Source organism: Kitasatospora sp. NPDC057738 (assembly GCF_042798815.1).
Classification (GTDB): domain Bacteria; phylum Actinomycetota; class Actinomycetes; order Streptomycetales; family Streptomycetaceae; genus Kitasatospora; species Kitasatospora lactacystinica.
Genome location: NZ_JBHVJT010000024.1, coordinates 76,948 through 91,897 on the forward strand (window position 1 = coordinate 76,948; position 14,950 = coordinate 91,897).

A 14,950-nucleotide genomic window follows, 5' to 3' on the forward strand; every position below is an offset into this window, starting at 1 on the left:
CGCACCCGCCGCCCTTTCAGTGCGCGCGGTCCAGGAGTGGCTGACTGTGCGTGCCGACGGTGTTACTCTCCCGAGAGAAGAGAGAGCTGACTCTCACTTGCCGGTTCGGAAGGCCACTCGTCCGTCCTGGCCCGGCCGTGCGGGAGAGAGCGGCTCCGCCAAGCGTCCCCTGCTCTTGTGGCCCTTCGGCCGGTGAGGAGAGACCATGACCGCGCCCGCACCGCAGTTACCCTTCGAACGCCCCAACGCCCTGGACCTGGCGCCACTGCTCGCACGCCTGCGCGAGGAAGGCCCGATCACCCGGGTGACGACACCCGCCGGCGACCCGGCCTGGCTGGTGACCCGCTACGAGGAAGCCCGGGTGATCCTGAGCGACACCCGGTTCTCCCGGCTGCGCCCCGACACCGAGGACGCCCCGAGGATCTCGGCCTCGGCGCTGCACACACGCCCCGCCGTCACGCCCGAGGAGGAGGACCGCGAACACACGCGGATGCGCCGGATGCTGGCGCCCGCGTTCAGCGCGCCGCGGATGCGCCGGATGGGCGAGCGGATCGGGGAACTCGCCGCGTCCTGCCTGGACGCGATGGACGAGGACCGTTCGCGGGATCCGCAACGTGCCGTCAACCTGCACGACCACCTGTCGTTCCCGCTGCCGGTGATGGTGATCTGCGAGCTGCTGGGCGTGCCGGTCGCGGACCGGGACCTGCTGCGCGGCTGGTCGGAACGGATCGCCGCGCTGTACGGCGGCGCCGACGGGGCCGCGGCCATGGCCGAGTTCGAGGCGTACGTCGCCGCCGTCGCCGCGGAGAAGCGCAAGCGGCCGGGGCAGGACGTGATCAGCGACATCCTGGCCGCACAGGCACAGGACCCCTCGTTCACCGAGGAGGAGATGACCCGCCTGGCGGTGGGACTGCTGTTCGCGGGCCACGAGACGACGTCGACCCGGATCGACCTGGGGGTCCTGTTCCTGCTGAGCGACACCGCCCGGCGCGACCGCTTCACCGCCGACCCCGAGGGCTCCGCCCGCGCCACCGTGGAGGAGGTCCTGCGGATGGCCGCCCCCGGCGCCCTGGGCCTGACCCGCTACGCCCGCGAGGACGTCACCGTCGCCGGGACGGCGATCGCGCGGGGCGAGGCGGTACTGGTGGCCATCAACGCCGCGAACCGGGACGGGCGGGCCTTCGAGGAACCGGACGCCTTCGACCCGTCGCGTTCCCCCAACGCGCACCTGGCCTTCGGACACGGCGGTCACTACTGCATCGGCAACGCGCTCGCCCGCACCGAGATGCGGATCGCGCTGACCGCGCTGTTCCGGCGCTTCCCCGGCCTGCGGCTGGCGGTGGACGCGCGCAGCCTGCGCGACCACTCCGAACGGCTGGCGGGCGGCATCGGCGAGGTCCCGGTCCTGTGGTGAACGGGGACCACCGGCCCGAGCGGCCCGCCGCACGGGTGGAGGCGGACACCTCGCGGTGCGTGTCGTCGGGGCAGTGCGCGATGACCGCGCCGTCGGTGTTCGACCAGGACGAGTCCGGGCGGGTCGTCGTGCTCGCCGCCGACCCCGGCGGCCCGGCGGCGGAACAGGCCCGCGAGGCGGCCGCCATGTGCCCGGCCTCGGCGATCCGGCTGCGCCCGGCGCGCTGACGGACGGCGGTGCCGGTGGTGCCGGTGGTGCCGGCGGTGCCGGTGGTGTCGGCCGCCCGACGTGGCGGCCGGCACCTGCCCCGGCGTCAGGCATCAGGGCGTCACGGCGTCAGGACGTCAGGACGTCAGGACGTCAGGGCGTACGGGTGTGCAGCGCGGGGGCGGGACAGGGCAGCGGGCGGGCCCCGGCGGGGGACAGGCCGTCGAGGACCAGGGCCAGGTACCGGCGCCAGCCGTCCTCCCGGGCCTCCATCGTCCACAGCACCGAGACGAGCATGACGACGATGCGGTGCAGGTCGTCGGGCACGAGGTCGGCGCGGATCACGCCCGCGTCCTGACCGCGCGTCAGGATGGCGTCGAGCGCGGCGAAGAACTCCTCCCCGGTTGCCGGGGTCAGCACGCCGGCGGCGCGGGCGGCGGCCAGCACGTTGTAGTCGCCGGCCACCGATTCCAGGGCCGCCTCCAGCACACGGACCAGCCCGGACGCGGGATCGGCGTCGTGCGCGGCAGCCTGGATGACGGGACGGACGTGCTCGCCGAAACGCTGGTCCAGCACGGCCCGCAGCAGCGCGGCCTTGTCGGGGAAGCGGCGGAAGAGCGTGGCGGCCCCGACGCCGGCCCGGCGCGCCACGTCGTCGAGGTGGGCGTCGGGGCCCTGCTCGGCGAAGACCTCCCGGGCAGCCCGGACGATCTTTTCCGCGTTGCGGGCGGCATCGGCACGCAGCAGCCGGGGGGAGTCGAGGGCCATCCCGGCACCCTATCCAAGGGCCGCCCGCAGCGCGGCGACGTCCGGCGGGCGCCGCCGCAGCAGGTGGCCGGCCGCCGGGGACCGCCCGGTGGTCCCCGGAGCCCGCCAACTCCCGGGCGGCGTGCGCGTGTCGGACGAAGGCCACGGCCCGCCCGCCGCCCGCCCGCGGCGGGGCCGGTGCGGTGCCGGCTACTCGACCGCGCGCAGCGCGTTGACGATGCCGAAGCCGTAGAAGCCGTTGACGCGCTTGCCGCCCGCACAGACGGCGTCCCCGGAACCACCGCCGTTCCCGCCGTTCCCGCCGTGCGGGTCGGCCGGGCCGGCCGGACACCCCGGGTTGTCCGCCTGGGCCTTGAGCAGTGCCTGCAACTGGGCCGGGGTCGCCTCCGGGTGGGCGGACTTCAGCAGCGCGGCCACACCGGAGGCGTGGGGCGTGGCCATGGACGTGCCCTGCTCGTAGCCGTACTGGTTGTTCGGCAGCGTCGACAGGATGCCGCCTTCCCCGGACGGGGTGTCCGAGGCCTGGTACCGGTCACCGCCCGGCGCCGCGACGTCGATCACGCCGAGGCCGTAGTTGGAGTAGTACGCCTTCGCGTTCCTGGCGCCGGTCGCGCCGACCGTGACGACGCCCGGCAGCTGTGCGGGCAGGTCCCAGCACCTGTGCGGGTCGACCGTCCGGCTCGCCGGGGTGGAGTCGTTGGGGCTGCCACCGTCGGTGAAGCCGTCGGAGGCCAGGTCGTGGTTGGCGTTGCCGGCCCCGGCGACGTTGAGGGTGCCCTTGCGCTGCGCGTAGAGCTGGGCGCGGTCGACCGCGTCGACGATGGCCTTCTGGTCGGGGTCGTCCAGGCAGTTGTACTGCCACGGGTCCACGTAGTAGCTGTTGTTGGTGATCTGCACACCGTGGTCGGCGGCGAACACGAAGGCGCAGACGACGCTTTCGGCGTAGATCAGCTGGCGCGGGGTGGGCTGGGAGACCGTGATGCCGGAGACCTTCACCCCGGGTGCCACGCCCGCGACGCCGACGCCGTTGCGGGCCGCGGCTATCGTGCCCGCCACGTGCGTGCCGTGGAAGTAGTCCGCGTCCACCGGCCGCCAGGAGCCGTACGCGGTGTCGGCCTTGCCGCTGGCGCAGTTCGCGGACTGCGAGGGGGAGAAGTTCGCGGCGAGGTCCGGGTGGGTGTCGTCGACGCCGGTGTCGATGACGGCGACCGTGACATTGCTGCTGCCGGGGTTGATCTCCGCGGCCTTGTCCGCGCCGATCGCCCGCAGGGCCCACTGCTCGGCTTCGAGGGGTTCGGTGCCGCTGCCGGACGCCTTCGCGATCCCCGCCGCCTCGGCCTCGGAGAGGCGCCGCACCCCACCCTCGTCGGTGGTCCCCGCCGCGCTCAGCGGCGCGGTCCGCGTGGCGCCCGCCGACTGCACTCCGCGCACCGCGCGCATCCGCCTGCCGAAGTCGGGGTTCGCCGAGTGGGCGACGATGACGCCGATCCCGTCGTACGTGACGACGACGGTGCCGCCGGCCGCGGCGACGGCCCGCTGCACCTCGGCGATCGTGCGACGGTCGGTCCTGGTGTTGACGACGTACGCCAGGGGGTGCGCGTCCTCGGCCTGCGCGGCGTACTGCGCCCGGGGCGTCGCCGAGGCCGGCGTGGGGAGGAATCCGAGTGAGGCGGTCAGCGACAGCACGATCGGCACGGCCGGGCCGAGTCGCAGTAAGGAACGCAGTCGAGCCATGTGGTCTCCACATCATCCGGGTGCAGGACCCGGCCGAGGACAGCGCGCCGGCCGGGCAGGAACAGGACGGGTGGTACAGGACGCGCGGTGCAGGACGCGTGGTGCAGGAGTGAAGCTATCCCGCCACCTCGCCAACCATCAATGACTCGGCAAAGACTCGGCAATGACTCGCCGACGGCCTGACCGGACCCGCGGCGAACCGGCACGGCCGGTCCGAGGTCGAACCCGACGCGGCACGACGGCCGACATCAACGCCGTTGGCCCCCGGCAGGGTTGCCGTGGCCTCCGCACTCCGGCCGCCGTCGTGCCGCCGCAGTGCCGCCGCACCCCGGCCGCCGCAGTGCCGCCGCCGCACGCTCCCGGTGCTGGCGGTCCCGAGTGTCCGGGGAGGCCGTCTCCCCGCGCCCGGTATCCGGCAGGGCACAGGTTCCCGTCGTCCAGGCGTTGGGACGGCCGGCCGCGAGGCAGGCCGTCATCCGCCCACGCACGATCAGCGGATGTGACATCGGACACATCCACCGCGTCGGGTGCCGGCCGACTGTCGTCCGCAACACCCAAACCCGCAGGTCAACTTCGCAACGCGAGGTCCCTGACGAACCCGCGGGCCGTTCAAAACGATCTAGCTCCCCACAGAGGATTGGGCCTAGCCTGCCCGCCATGTCCCAGAACACGAACACCCCCGGTTTCCCCGGGCAGCCGGCCGCCCCGGCCGGCGACTCCGCCAAGGTGCAGCGCCAGGTGCAGCAGCAGGCGGGCGTCGGACCGGTCTACGGTGGCGGCGGCACCCTCTTCTCCGAGCCGGTCCTGGTGGTGAACCAGAAGGCCAAGCTGATCGAGCTGACCAACGAGTACTCCGTCTTCGACCAGCAGGGCGCCACGCTGGGCTCGGTGGTCCAGGTCGGCCAGAGCGCTCTGCGCAAGGTGCTGCGGCTGCTCTCCTCCCTCGACCAGTACCTGACCCACAAGCTGGAGATCCGTGACGCGCAGGGCACCCCGGTGCTGCTGCTGACCCGCCCGGCGAAGCTCATCAAGTCGCGGGTGATCGTGCAGCGTCCGAACGGCCAGGAGGTCGGCCAGATCATCCAGCAGAACGCCATCGGGAAGATCAATTTCTCGCTGGAGGTCGGCGGTCAGAAGATCGGCGCCATCAAGGCGGAGAACTGGCGGGCCTGGAACTTCTCCATCGTCGACGAGACGGACAACGAGGTCGCCCGGATCACCAAGACCTGGGAAGGCCTGGCGAAGACGATGTTCACCACGGCCGACAACTACGTGCTCCAGATCCACCGCCCGCTCGCCGACCCGCTGCTCAGCCTGGTCGTGGCGACCGCGCTGACCGTGGACACCGCGCTGAAGCAGGACGCCCGCGGCTTCGGATAACCGCGAACCGTACGTTGTTCGGAGCCCCGCCCCCGACCGGGCGACTGCCCAGGGGGCGGGGCTCCGGCCGGAGAGCGGAGCCGTGCGTCATCGCCGGCCCGGCGGAGAAGCCCGCCACCCGATCACGGCCGACGGGTGGGCCGCCCGGCCGCTGCGGGGCGGCCCACCCGTTCCCGCGTTCCGGCTCGGCCGGTCAGCGGGACAGAAGGAACTTGGTGGTCGGCACGCCCCGGACGGTGGCGCAGTCCAGGTTCGAGGTGGTGGCGCTGTAGGTGAAACCGCTCGGGACGCTGCACGCCCACATGCCGCTGACCGGCGTGCGGAGGTGGAAGGTGGTGGACGGCACGCCCTGCGTCAGGCTGCACGTGGTGGACGAGCCGGCGGAGTCGTAGGTGAAGCCCGGGGCGGTCGAGCAGGAGGTGAGACCGTCGACGGGCGTGCGCAGGTGGTACTGCGGCGACTTCCAGCTGCCGCCGCCGCTGCACGTCTGGCTGAAGACGACCCCTTCGTAGACGTAGCCGGACGGGACGGAGCAGGCCCAGGTGTCGTCCAGCCCCGTGGCGGTGGCGGAGGCCGGCGTCGCGGTGGCGGCGCCGGTGAGCAGCAGGGTGAGCGCGGCGAAGGCGGCGAGCAGCGCGGTTCGCGCGGTCCGCATGGTGCGTGTGACGGACATGTTTTCTCCTTCGGTGGAAATGCGGCCGGAAGGTGCGCGGTGCGGCGGTACGGCGGTGCAGCGGTACGGCCGTGCAGCGGTACGGCGGTGCAGGGGGCGGTGATCGCGGGTGGGCGTTCACGGCCGTCGATGGTTCTAGCACGCAATGACGGGCCGTCACCCGGACGCTCCATCGCGGAGAATCACTTCGGCGCCCGCCGTCCACGCGCCCTGCGCGGATGCTCCGGCCCGTCTCATCCGATCGGCCCCCGGATCCCTCCCGCGCCCGGCGGAGCCGATCCGCGTGCCCGGCTCCGCCGGAGGCCCGCTCGTTCGGGGCGCGGTGCGACGTGCCGTCCGTGGACCGCTCGGTTGTGGCCGCCTCCTCCGGCGAGCACTCCGTCAGGGCCCGCTGCGCGGCCGGGTACGCCTCCTCGGCGGCCGAGACGTCGGACGTGTCCGTCCGGGCGTAATGCCGTAAGAGCCATGTGACATGTCACAGTGCTGTCAGTGCTCGCCGAGAGAACCGGACGAAGGAGGGCCCCTTGAAACGCCTTGCTGCCGTTCTCGCCGCTCCGGCGGCGCTGACCGGCACTCAGACCGCCTCTGCCTCCGCCGCCACCGCATCCGTCGCCGGCATGACGGGCACCACCGTCTGCGGGGACCCGGGCGCGCCGAACTACCTCACGATCAGGGCCTGCATCAACACCAACGGAGGCCAGGTGTACGTGTTCGGGCGCGCCACTCCGGCCAGCCCGACCTGGCAGGACCAGCAGGTCTCCTTCCGGCTGACCAGCGTCGGCGTCACCAGCCCACCGCTCGGCACCATCACCCCGACCGTCCTGATCCCGACCGGCGGGAGCGACGTCGGCGGCATCACGGGCACCGTGCCCTGCGGCCGCACCGTGACCGCCCAGTTCGGCGTGGACCAGCCCGGCTGGCCGCAATCGACCGCGACCGTCTCGACCATCGTGAACTGCTGACCTGCGCCCGGTCGCCGGCGTGATGCTGATCAAAGGCCGCCTTCGCGCTGACGACCGGGCGGGGCGGCGACCGGCCCGCCGACCCGGCGCCGCCGGACGAGATCAACCGCCGCGTGCCGGGCGCCGCGGCCGGGGCGGTCGGGGGGCCGGGGGGCGAGGGCCCGCCCCGGCCGGCGTCAGCGCGGCTCCTCCAACAGCACCGCCGCGACGGCGACTTCGGTGTCGGCCAGGACGGCCGGGCAGAAGACGGTGATGTCGTCCCGGCCGGTGCGGGCGACCTCGGAGCCGGCCAATACGGCGCCGAGCTCGACCATCCGCCCGACGGGGCGTGTGCGTGGTCCGCCAGGGCGGCGGGGACCTCGTGGCGCGAGAGCGACCTGGGCCCGAGCGTCGTCACGTGCGTGCCCGGTGCGATCCAGCCGGCGCCCAGGACGGGCACCGGACTGTTCGTCGCGACGACCACGACGTCGCGCTCCCGCACCGCCTCCTCGACCGTGCCCACTGCCCGCACCTCGACCCCCAACTCCTGGGCGGCGCGCCGGGCGAACGCCTGCGTGCGCTCCGGGAGCTTGCAGTCCGGCCTCTCGAACGCCTCGACGAATCAACCGAGTTCAGGGCGTCCCCGGCGCGAACACCCTGACAGGACGCACCCGCAGAGGCCGTCCGGGAGTCGTGTAACTCGACTCAGACGAAGGCGACGACGAGCACGGCGGCCGCCAGCAGGAGGACAACCGTCAACGCCGGCGCGCCGAGGCGCCCGCCGGGCTCGGAGGTGACGGCGACCAGCGAGACGGCGGGAACCGCCAGCGAGAGGACGACCGCCAACCACCCCACGGTACCGGTGGGAACCCCGGCGACCATGGCCCCCCAGACGGTCGTGAACATCACCGCCAGCCAGGCCGTCGCGGTCAACACCACCCAGGCCGCGCGCGCGGTCCACCGCTCGACCGGGTCGGCCGCGCGGAAGTTGGTACGGGTCATCGTCCAGATCCGGGTCAGGTTCGCCACCGGAACATCCTGTCGAACAACACCGCCGGGCACCAGGAACGGACGCGCATCGCCGCAGGCGGCTCCCCGCCCCCCGACTCGACCGCAGACCAGTCCAGGGGCTCCGAACCACCACCACGAGCGGGCCGAGCCGAGCCGGGCCGAGCCGGGACGGTGGCCCGGCATGGACGGTGGGGGAGTCCGCGGGGTGGTGGGCAGGCGGCGACTTGGCGCAGCGTCGCCGGTTCTTGACAGCGCGTCCTCCCATCCGTCAGGAGCCGCCTACCGGAGGGCTCCGGCTTCTAATCTCCTTGGTGAGAGCGGCCGCCTCCATTCGGAAGCGGCCCGCTGTCACCTACGGGAGGGGAATTCCATGATCAAGATGCGTACTTTCGCCGCAGCCGCCGTCGCCGCGGCCTCGCTCGCGCTCGGAGTCGCCGCCACACCGGCGTCGGCGGCACCGGCCCCGAACGGGTCCACCATCGTCAGCGTGCAGAGCATCACCGAAAGCCCGGACAGCACAAGTACCATCGGCGGAAGCTGCCCGGCCCCCGTCCATGACGGTGCGCCCGCCGCACCCTACCTGTGCGGCACCAGGGTCACTCGCCTGATCTGGTCGGGCAACCGGATCGAGTACGTGCTCGTCGGTACCGACCGCCGGATCTGGCACACCTACCAGACCACCGCGAACGGACCGTGGTCCAGCTGGGACCTCCTCGGCGACAGCAGCGACGTCCAGGACGGTGTCTGGGTCCTGGACTACAACAGTTTCCCCCTCCTGTGGCTGACCGGCAGCAATGGCGGTCAGTGGTGCAACACCATCAACAGCAGCGGCACGTGGACCAACTGGTTCAGCTGCCAGATAGGCTGACAACCGGGTGATCACCGGTTCGTGACATCGCCGGCGAGGAAGCGGGCCGCTCCGGTCCCGACGGGACCGCGCGGTTCGACCTCCTCGCCGGCGAGGCCGGGCGGCCATCGGCCGGAGTGCTCATGTGCCGGCCCCCAGAGCGCAGACAGCGAGCAGGCCCACTGTGGCTGGGCGGGCAGCCGACCTGGAAGAACGCGTGAACAGCTCGCCTGACCTGGTAGCAGTCGTACGGGGTGCGTCGTGATCAACGCTGTGTGCCGGGCAAGGGCACGGCCTTGAAAGTGCCGCCCGCCCCGCCGGCTCGGCCACCGCGCTGTCGTTCCGGGTGGCCGTTGGGTGGCGGCGGGCCGTGCCGGGCCGTCCGTGGTGTCCGCCGGCGCTGTTGTGGTGGGCGGGTCAGGGGGTGGTGTATCCGGGCAGGGTGCGTCGGCACCAGCCGCACCGGAGGGCGGTCGGCACGCCGGCCGCTCACAGGTCCCGCGCCATGGGCGCGGCGATGTCGAACGGGGCGCCCGAGACGACGGTGGCGGGCGCGCTGTCCAGCAACTGCCGCTTTCGGGGTGACTGGTCGAAGCAGCATCGGCGGTGGGCCCGCGAGGCCGCGCCCACCCGATTCTCATCCCACCCGTTTCTCAGTCCGTCGGGTCCTGGTCCGTGACGGTGGGGTGTTCGGTGCACAGGCAGCCGACGCCCTTCTCGATCCACTCCTGTCCGGTCCACTCGGGGTGCCGTTCGATCAGCAGGGCCCGGACCTCGGCCACGATCTCGCTCCCGCCCATGGCGGAGTCGCGCCGCCGCCAGGTCTCGTCCCGCAGCTCGCGCAGGTAGTCGCGGACGTCGCCGAGGACCTGCGGGCCGCCGACGGTGCCGTGGCCGGGGACGACCGTGCGGTGCCCGTCGGCCGCCAGCCGCTCCATCACCGTCAGCCAGCCGATCCCGGAGACGTCGGTGTCGTGCGGCGGGAACCAGGGAAAGATCGCGAACTGCCCGGTCTCGGCGAGGTCGCCGGTGAACAGGACGCCGGCGTCGGGTACTTCGATCACCTGGTCGCCCCTGGTGTGGCCCCGGCCGGTGGCCCGCAGTCGTACGCGGCGGCCGCCGAGGTCCAGGTCGTACCCGTCGTCGTAGACCACGTCGGGGGCGACCACGCGGACGTCGCCGTCGAGGCGGTCGGCGACCGGCGGGCCGAACCCGCGGAACATCTCCAGGTAGCCCGCTCCCCTCACCTTCAGGTCCTCGGCCTGGGCGCGGTTGGCGAGGTAGGTGGCCCGGCCGTGGAAGACGTGCGCGCCGAAGGCGTGCTCGGGGTGGAAGTGCGTGGTGGTCAGGTACAGGCGGCGCCCGTCGGCCACTTCGGACGCCAGGGAGAGGACCTGCTCGGCGTTGGCGGTGCCCATGCCGGTGTCGACGACGAGGACGGCCTCGGTGCCGCCGATGATGCCGATGTTGGGAACCAGCGGGATCCCGCGGTCCGGGACCACCAGCAGCTCGGGGGCGATCTCCCGGACGCCGGCCACGTGGACGGCGGGGTCGGAAAGCGATGCGTCGTTCATGCCTCGATTCCACCGCCCCGGCACCCCGGCCGTCCAAGACCGATTCGCACGTGCCCGATACCGCACGGGTATCGTCGCAGCATGGAGCTGCGGACGTTGCGCTATTTCGTCGCGGTCGCCGAGGAACTCCACTTCGGCCGGGCCGCCGCCCGGCTGCACATGAGCCAGCCCCCGCTCAGCCGGGCGATCAAGCAGCTGGAAACCGACCTCGGCGCCACCCTGCTGCACCGCTCCGCCCGGGGCGTCACCCTCACCCCGGCCGGAACCGTCCTGCTCGACGAAGCCCGCACCCTCCTCGACCGCGCCGACCGGATCCGCGCACGCGTCGCTGCCGAAGCCGGCCCCACGGCCGTCACCGTCGGCCTGCTCGGCGACGGCACCGACCTCGGCGCCCTGCGCCTGGCCAACGCCTACCGCGAGCGACACCCGGACATCGAGGTCCGCATCCGCGAGACCGACCTGACCGACCCCACCTGCGGACTGCGCACCGGACGGGTCGACATCGCCCTCACCCGCGCCCCCTTCGACGAGACCGGCCTGACCGTGCACGAGCTGCGCACCGACCCGGTCGGCGCGGTGCTGCGCACCGACGACCCCCTGGCCGGCCGCACGCACCTGGAGCTGGCCGACCTGGCGGACCGGTGCTGGTTCCGGTTCCCGGACGGCACCGACCCGCTGTGGGGGGCGTACTGGACCGGCGGCCGGCCGCGCGGGGGACCGGCGGTGAGGGCCGTCCAGGAGTGCCGGCAGGCCGTGCTCTGGAACGGCACGGTCGGCATCACCCCCCTCGGACACGGCATGCCCGAGGGACTGACCGCGGTACCGCTGGCCGACATGGCGCCCAGCCGTGTGGTGGTGGCGTGGAACGCGGGCGACCCGAACCCGCTGATCCCTTCGTTCGTCCGCATCGCGGCAGCCACCCACCGCCGCTGAACCCACCGCCGCTGAACCCACCGCCGCCGAACCTGCCGCCGCCGAACCTGCCGCGCAGCGGCCCGGTCGGGGAGGCTCAGCCGAGGGTGCTGACGACGGTCTTCGTCGCCTGGGCGATCAGGGCGTCGTCGGAGGTGGCGCCCGCCTTGCCGCGATCGGACAGGACGACGATCACGATCGGGCTGCGCCCGCCCGACGGCCACGCCACGGCGACGTCGTTGCGGGTGCCGTAGCCCGCGTTGCCGGTCTTGTCGCCGATCCTCCAGTCGGCGGGCACCCCCGCGCGGACGTACGGGCCGCCGGTCGTGTTGCCGACCAGCCAGTCCGTCAGCAGCCCGCGCCGGCCCTCGGTGAGGACGTCGCCGAGCACGTAGCGGCGCAGGTCGGCGGCGAGGGCGTGCGGCGTGCTGGTGTCGCGGGTGTCGCCCGGGGTCGCCTCGTTGAGGGTGGGTTCGGTGCGGTCGACGCTGGTGGTCGAGTCGCCCAGGTCGCGCAGCGACTGCTGGACGGCCGCCGGGCCGCCGAGCTCGGCGATGACCAGGTTGGCCGCGGTGTTGTCGCTGTACTGGATGGACGCGGAGGCCAGGTCACGCAGCTTCATACCGGTCGCCACGTGCTGCGAGGTGATCGGTGCCCACGCCAGCACGTCCTCCTGGCGGTAGGGGACGACCTTGTCCAGGTCCGCGTCGGACGCCTTCCGCAGCAGGGCCCCGGCGGCGAGCGACTTGATCGTGGACGCGAACGCGAACCGCTCGTCGGCCCGGTGGGTGACCTCCCGGCCGCTGCCGGTGTCCACCGCGAACACGCCGAGGCGGGCGCCGAACTGCTGCTCGAGCGCCGCGAAGGCGGCGTCCGCCGCATCGGCCGAGGCCGCCCCCGCCGCCGTCGTGGTCGCGCCAGTGGCCACCGCGCCGGGGGCCGCCGCCGTCGAGGCGCCGCCCGCTTGGCCGCACCCGCCGATCAGCGCGGCCACGAGCAGGGCCACCGCGGGCAGCGCGGTACGGGGGCGGGTACGGCGGAGGTCGGGCGTCATCGGTGGTCTCCCCAGGTGGTTCGTGCCGTCACGGTCGCGGTCGCGCCCCGCGGTAGTGGTCCACACCGCCGCGATCCGCGCGATCACGCTCAGCTAAACAGGCCGCCGACCACCCAGTCCAAGACCGCAATCATGAAGTGGACGATAAGAAAACACCTATGATTACTGGCCATGGACCTGCTGGGGCACCTCCGCCACTTCCGCGCCGTCGCCGAGGAACGGCACTTCGGCCGCGCCGCCGAGCGCCTGCGGATCGCCCAGCCCTCGCTCTCCCAGCGGATCCAGCGCCTCGAACGCGAACTCGGCGTGACCCTGTTCGACCGCGGCCCGCGCGGCGTCGACCTCACCCCGGCGGGCCGGCTGCTGCTCGCCGAGGCCGAGGAGACGCTGGACAGCGCCGCCCGCCTCCTCGCCACCGCCGCCGACCTGCGCAGCGGACGGGCCGGCACCCTGCGCGCGGCCGTCCCGCCCGAACTCGGGCCGGCCGCCCTGGCCGCGCTGCTCACCGGCTTCGAGACCGCCTCCCCGGGCACCCGGCTCGAACTGCGGGAACTGCCGGTCGCGGCCGTGGTGCGCGAACTCGCCCAGCACACCGTCGACGTCGCCGTCGTCCGGCACCCCTGCCCGGCCGACGGGCTGGCCTTCGGCCCCGTCCTGCACCAGCCGCTCGGCGCCCTGCTCGCCGCCCGCGGTCCGTACGCCGACCGCCCGGAGCTCGCGGTGGCCGAACTGACCGGCCTGCGCCTGGTCCTCTTCCCGCGCGCCACGGCCCCGGCCCTGTACGACGAGGTCCTCACCACGCTCACCAGGCACGGCTGCACCCCCGAGGCCGTCGTCGACCCGCCGGGACCGGACGTCGCGGGCGCGCTCGTGCTCACCGGCAGCGCCATCGCCCTGGTGCCGCGCACCACACCCCCACCGGGTACGGTCTGGTGCCCGCTCACCGGCACCCCGCTGGCCTGGCGGACCTCCACGGCCTGGCCGGCCGGGCGGGACGGGCCCGCCGTCCGGCTGTTCGCCCAGGCCGCCCACGAGGCGCTGACCGGACCCGGCGGCCTGCTGCCCCAGCCGCCCAACCGCCCGCTCCACCCCCGGCCCGCAATGGAGTTCCCGCTGTGACCAGCGACCGCACCACAGCCGACCGGACGGCTGCCGACCGCACCACAGCCGACCGGACGGCTGCCGACCGCACCACAGCCGACCGCACGGCTGCCGACCGGACCCCGCACAGCCGGGCCGCGCGCACCCGCATCGCCGCGGCCTTCGCCGACGCGGGCGTCACCGGCCGGCTGCACGCGCTCGACCTCGACACCGGCGCCGAGATCGGCCTCGGCGCCGACACCGCCGTCAGCACCGCCAGCGTCCACAAGGTCTGCCTGCTCGTGACGCTGTACCGCGAGGCCGCCGCCGGACGGATCGACCTGACCCGGCAGGTCGAGATCCCCGCCGCCGGCCGCACCCCCGGGCCGACCGGCCTCGCCGCCATGCTCGACACCGCCCGCCTCTCCCTGCGCGACCTCGCCTACCTCACCGCGGCCGTCAGCGACAACACCGCCGCCGACACCCTGTGGGACCAGATCGGCCTCGACACCGTCAACCGCACCATGGCCGACCTCGGCCTGAGCCGCACCGTCGCCGTCCACAAGCTCCGCGACCTCATCGCCGCCCTCGCCGAGGACACCGGCCCCGACTCCCCGGTCGACCCCGCCGTCGTCGCCCGCCTCAGGGTCCTCGACCCCGCCTTCACCAACCACAGCACCCCCCGCGACATGACCACCCTGCTCACCGCCCTCTGGCACGGCGACGCCTGCCCCGGCGACCACGGCGCCGCCGTGCGACGCCTCCTCGGCCTCCAGGTCTGGCCGCACCGCCTGGCCTCCGGCTTCCCCTACGACGACGTCCGCGTCCACGGCAAGACCGGCACCCTCCCCACGCTGCGCCACGAGGTCGGCGTCGTCGAATACCCCGACGGCGGCCGCTACGCCCTCGCCGTCTTCACCCGCGCCGCCGCCACCACCATCACCCTGCCCGCCGCCGACGCCGTCATCGGAACCACCGCCCGCCTCGCCGTCGACGCCCTCCGGGCCCGGGCGGCAGCCGGCGCGAGGGGCTGACCGGGGCCGAGACCACCCCAGGATGCCCAGCTGCCCTCCCTCCCGGCCACGACGTCCGGGTGACGGATCGGCTGCACGCTCGTTTGCCCGGGTACCTGCCGGTCGCAGGACGGCGGTGCCCGGCGACCACCCCCTGCCCGGGCACCGCCGCACCGGCCCCGCGACCGGCCAGGACCGGACAGAACCCCCACCGGCAGCCGGGCCACGGCCCCGGACGCCGGTCACCCGCGCAGGTGTCGCCAGGGGCGATCTGGGGGGCCGCCCCCGCTACCACACGCCCCAGTGTGGAAACCCCACCCCACCGCCCCCCCCCCTTTTGGG

General features: G+C 73.8%; 16 protein-coding genes and 1 pseudogene. 8 read left to right on the plus strand and 9 right to left on the minus strand.

The features are described 5' to 3' along the window. The first annotated feature begins 205 nt into the window (after positions 1-205). Together ACFVGO_RS15905 and ACFVGO_RS15910 are read left to right on the plus strand one after the other, a co-directional pair. Positions 206-1,414 (plus strand): cytochrome P450, encoded by a 1,209-nt coding sequence (locus tag ACFVGO_RS15905; protein WP_380632242.1) that lies wholly within the window; start codon positions 206-208, stop codon positions 1,412-1,414. 35 nt (positions 1,415-1,449) lie between these two features. After that, positions 1,450-1,641, plus strand: coding sequence for a ferredoxin (locus tag ACFVGO_RS15910; protein ID WP_380632265.1), 192 nt, complete (start codon positions 1,450-1,452; stop codon positions 1,639-1,641). 133 nt (positions 1,642-1,774) lie between these two features. Here ACFVGO_RS15910 and ACFVGO_RS15915 read toward each other — a convergent pair whose 3' ends face one another. Both ACFVGO_RS15915 and ACFVGO_RS15920 read right to left on the minus strand, forming a co-directional pair. Further along, a complete protein-coding gene (locus tag ACFVGO_RS15915) occupies positions 1,775-2,389 on the minus strand; it encodes a TetR/AcrR family transcriptional regulator (protein ID WP_380632244.1) in 615 nt (204 codons plus the stop codon). A 189-nt stretch (positions 2,390-2,578) separates the two neighbouring features. Beyond that, a complete protein-coding gene (locus tag ACFVGO_RS15920) occupies positions 2,579-4,123 on the minus strand; it encodes a S8 family serine peptidase (protein WP_359899128.1) in 1,545 nt (514 codons plus the stop codon). Between the two features lie 657 nt (positions 4,124-4,780). Between ACFVGO_RS15920 and ACFVGO_RS15925 the strand changes: the two genes are divergently transcribed. After that, entirely contained in the window at positions 4,781-5,503 is a 723-nt protein-coding gene (locus ACFVGO_RS15925; protein WP_359899126.1) for a phospholipid scramblase-related protein, read from the plus strand. Positions 5,504-5,696: 193 nt separating this feature from the next. Here the strand turns inward: ACFVGO_RS15925 and ACFVGO_RS15930 are convergent, their stop codons facing one another. Next, entirely contained in the window at positions 5,697-6,176 is a 480-nt protein-coding gene (locus tag ACFVGO_RS15930; protein ID WP_380356791.1) for a hypothetical protein, read from the minus strand. Positions 6,177-6,700: 524 nt separating this feature from the next. Between ACFVGO_RS15930 and ACFVGO_RS15935 the strand changes: the two genes are divergently transcribed. Next, positions 6,701-7,138, plus strand: coding sequence for a hypothetical protein (locus ACFVGO_RS15935; RefSeq protein WP_380632247.1), 438 nt, complete (start codon positions 6,701-6,703; stop codon positions 7,136-7,138). Positions 7,139-7,314: 176 nt separating this feature from the next. Here ACFVGO_RS15935 and ACFVGO_RS15940 read toward each other — a convergent pair whose 3' ends face one another. The 3 genes and pseudogenes from ACFVGO_RS15940 to ACFVGO_RS15950 all read right to left on the minus strand — a co-directional run bounded on the left by ACFVGO_RS15940 (position 7,315) and on the right by ACFVGO_RS15950 (position 8,146). Then, the gene (locus tag ACFVGO_RS15940; RefSeq protein WP_380632267.1) at positions 7,315-7,452 is read right to left on the minus strand and encodes a hypothetical protein; all 138 of its coding nucleotides are present in this window, start codon (positions 7,450-7,452) and stop codon (positions 7,315-7,317) included. A gap of 119 nt (positions 7,453-7,571) precedes the next feature. After that, positions 7,572-7,649: pseudogene (locus ACFVGO_RS15945) on the minus strand (hypothetical protein); the annotation flags it as partial. Between the two features lie 173 nt (positions 7,650-7,822). Then, positions 7,823-8,146: a hypothetical protein gene (locus ACFVGO_RS15950; protein ID WP_359899118.1), complete on the minus strand. Its 324-nt coding sequence runs from the start codon at positions 8,144-8,146 to the stop codon at positions 7,823-7,825. A 352-nt stretch (positions 8,147-8,498) separates the two neighbouring features. Here ACFVGO_RS15950 and ACFVGO_RS15955 point away from each other — a divergent pair, with 352 nt between their 5' ends. After that, on the plus strand, positions 8,499-8,996 hold the full coding sequence (locus ACFVGO_RS15955) for a hypothetical protein (protein ID WP_380632249.1): 498 nt from the start codon (positions 8,499-8,501) through the stop codon (positions 8,994-8,996). Between the two features lie 468 nt (positions 8,997-9,464). Here ACFVGO_RS15955 and ACFVGO_RS15960 read toward each other — a convergent pair whose 3' ends face one another. Together ACFVGO_RS15960 and ACFVGO_RS15965 are read right to left on the minus strand one after the other, a co-directional pair. Then, on the minus strand, positions 9,465-9,605 hold the full coding sequence (locus tag ACFVGO_RS15960; protein ID WP_359899114.1) for a hypothetical protein: 141 nt from the start codon (positions 9,603-9,605) through the stop codon (positions 9,465-9,467). Between the two features lie 23 nt (positions 9,606-9,628). Beyond that, entirely contained in the window at positions 9,629-10,549 is a 921-nt protein-coding gene (locus tag ACFVGO_RS15965) for an MBL fold metallo-hydrolase (protein ID WP_380356782.1), read from the minus strand. Between the two features lie 81 nt (positions 10,550-10,630). Here ACFVGO_RS15965 and ACFVGO_RS15970 point away from each other — a divergent pair, with 81 nt between their 5' ends. Continuing rightward, positions 10,631-11,482 carry a LysR substrate-binding domain-containing protein gene (locus ACFVGO_RS15970; protein ID WP_380356779.1) on the plus strand — a complete coding sequence of 284 codons (852 nt, stop codon included), beginning with the start codon at positions 10,631-10,633 and terminating at the stop codon, positions 11,480-11,482. Positions 11,483-11,558: 76 nt separating this feature from the next. Here ACFVGO_RS15970 and bla read toward each other — a convergent pair whose 3' ends face one another. Beyond that, entirely contained in the window at positions 11,559-12,515 is a 957-nt protein-coding gene (bla, locus tag ACFVGO_RS15975) for a class A beta-lactamase (protein WP_359899108.1), read from the minus strand. A gap of 171 nt (positions 12,516-12,686) precedes the next feature. On the opposite strand from bla, the gene ACFVGO_RS15980 reads away from it, so the two are divergent. Beyond that, positions 12,687-13,634, plus strand: coding sequence for a LysR family transcriptional regulator (locus ACFVGO_RS15980; RefSeq protein WP_380356776.1), 948 nt, complete (start codon positions 12,687-12,689; stop codon positions 13,632-13,634). A 131-nt stretch (positions 13,635-13,765) separates the two neighbouring features. Further along, positions 13,766-14,629 (plus strand): serine hydrolase, encoded by an 864-nt coding sequence (locus tag ACFVGO_RS15985; RefSeq protein ID WP_380356812.1) that lies wholly within the window; start codon positions 13,766-13,768, stop codon positions 14,627-14,629. Positions 14,630-14,950 lie beyond the last annotated feature (321 nt).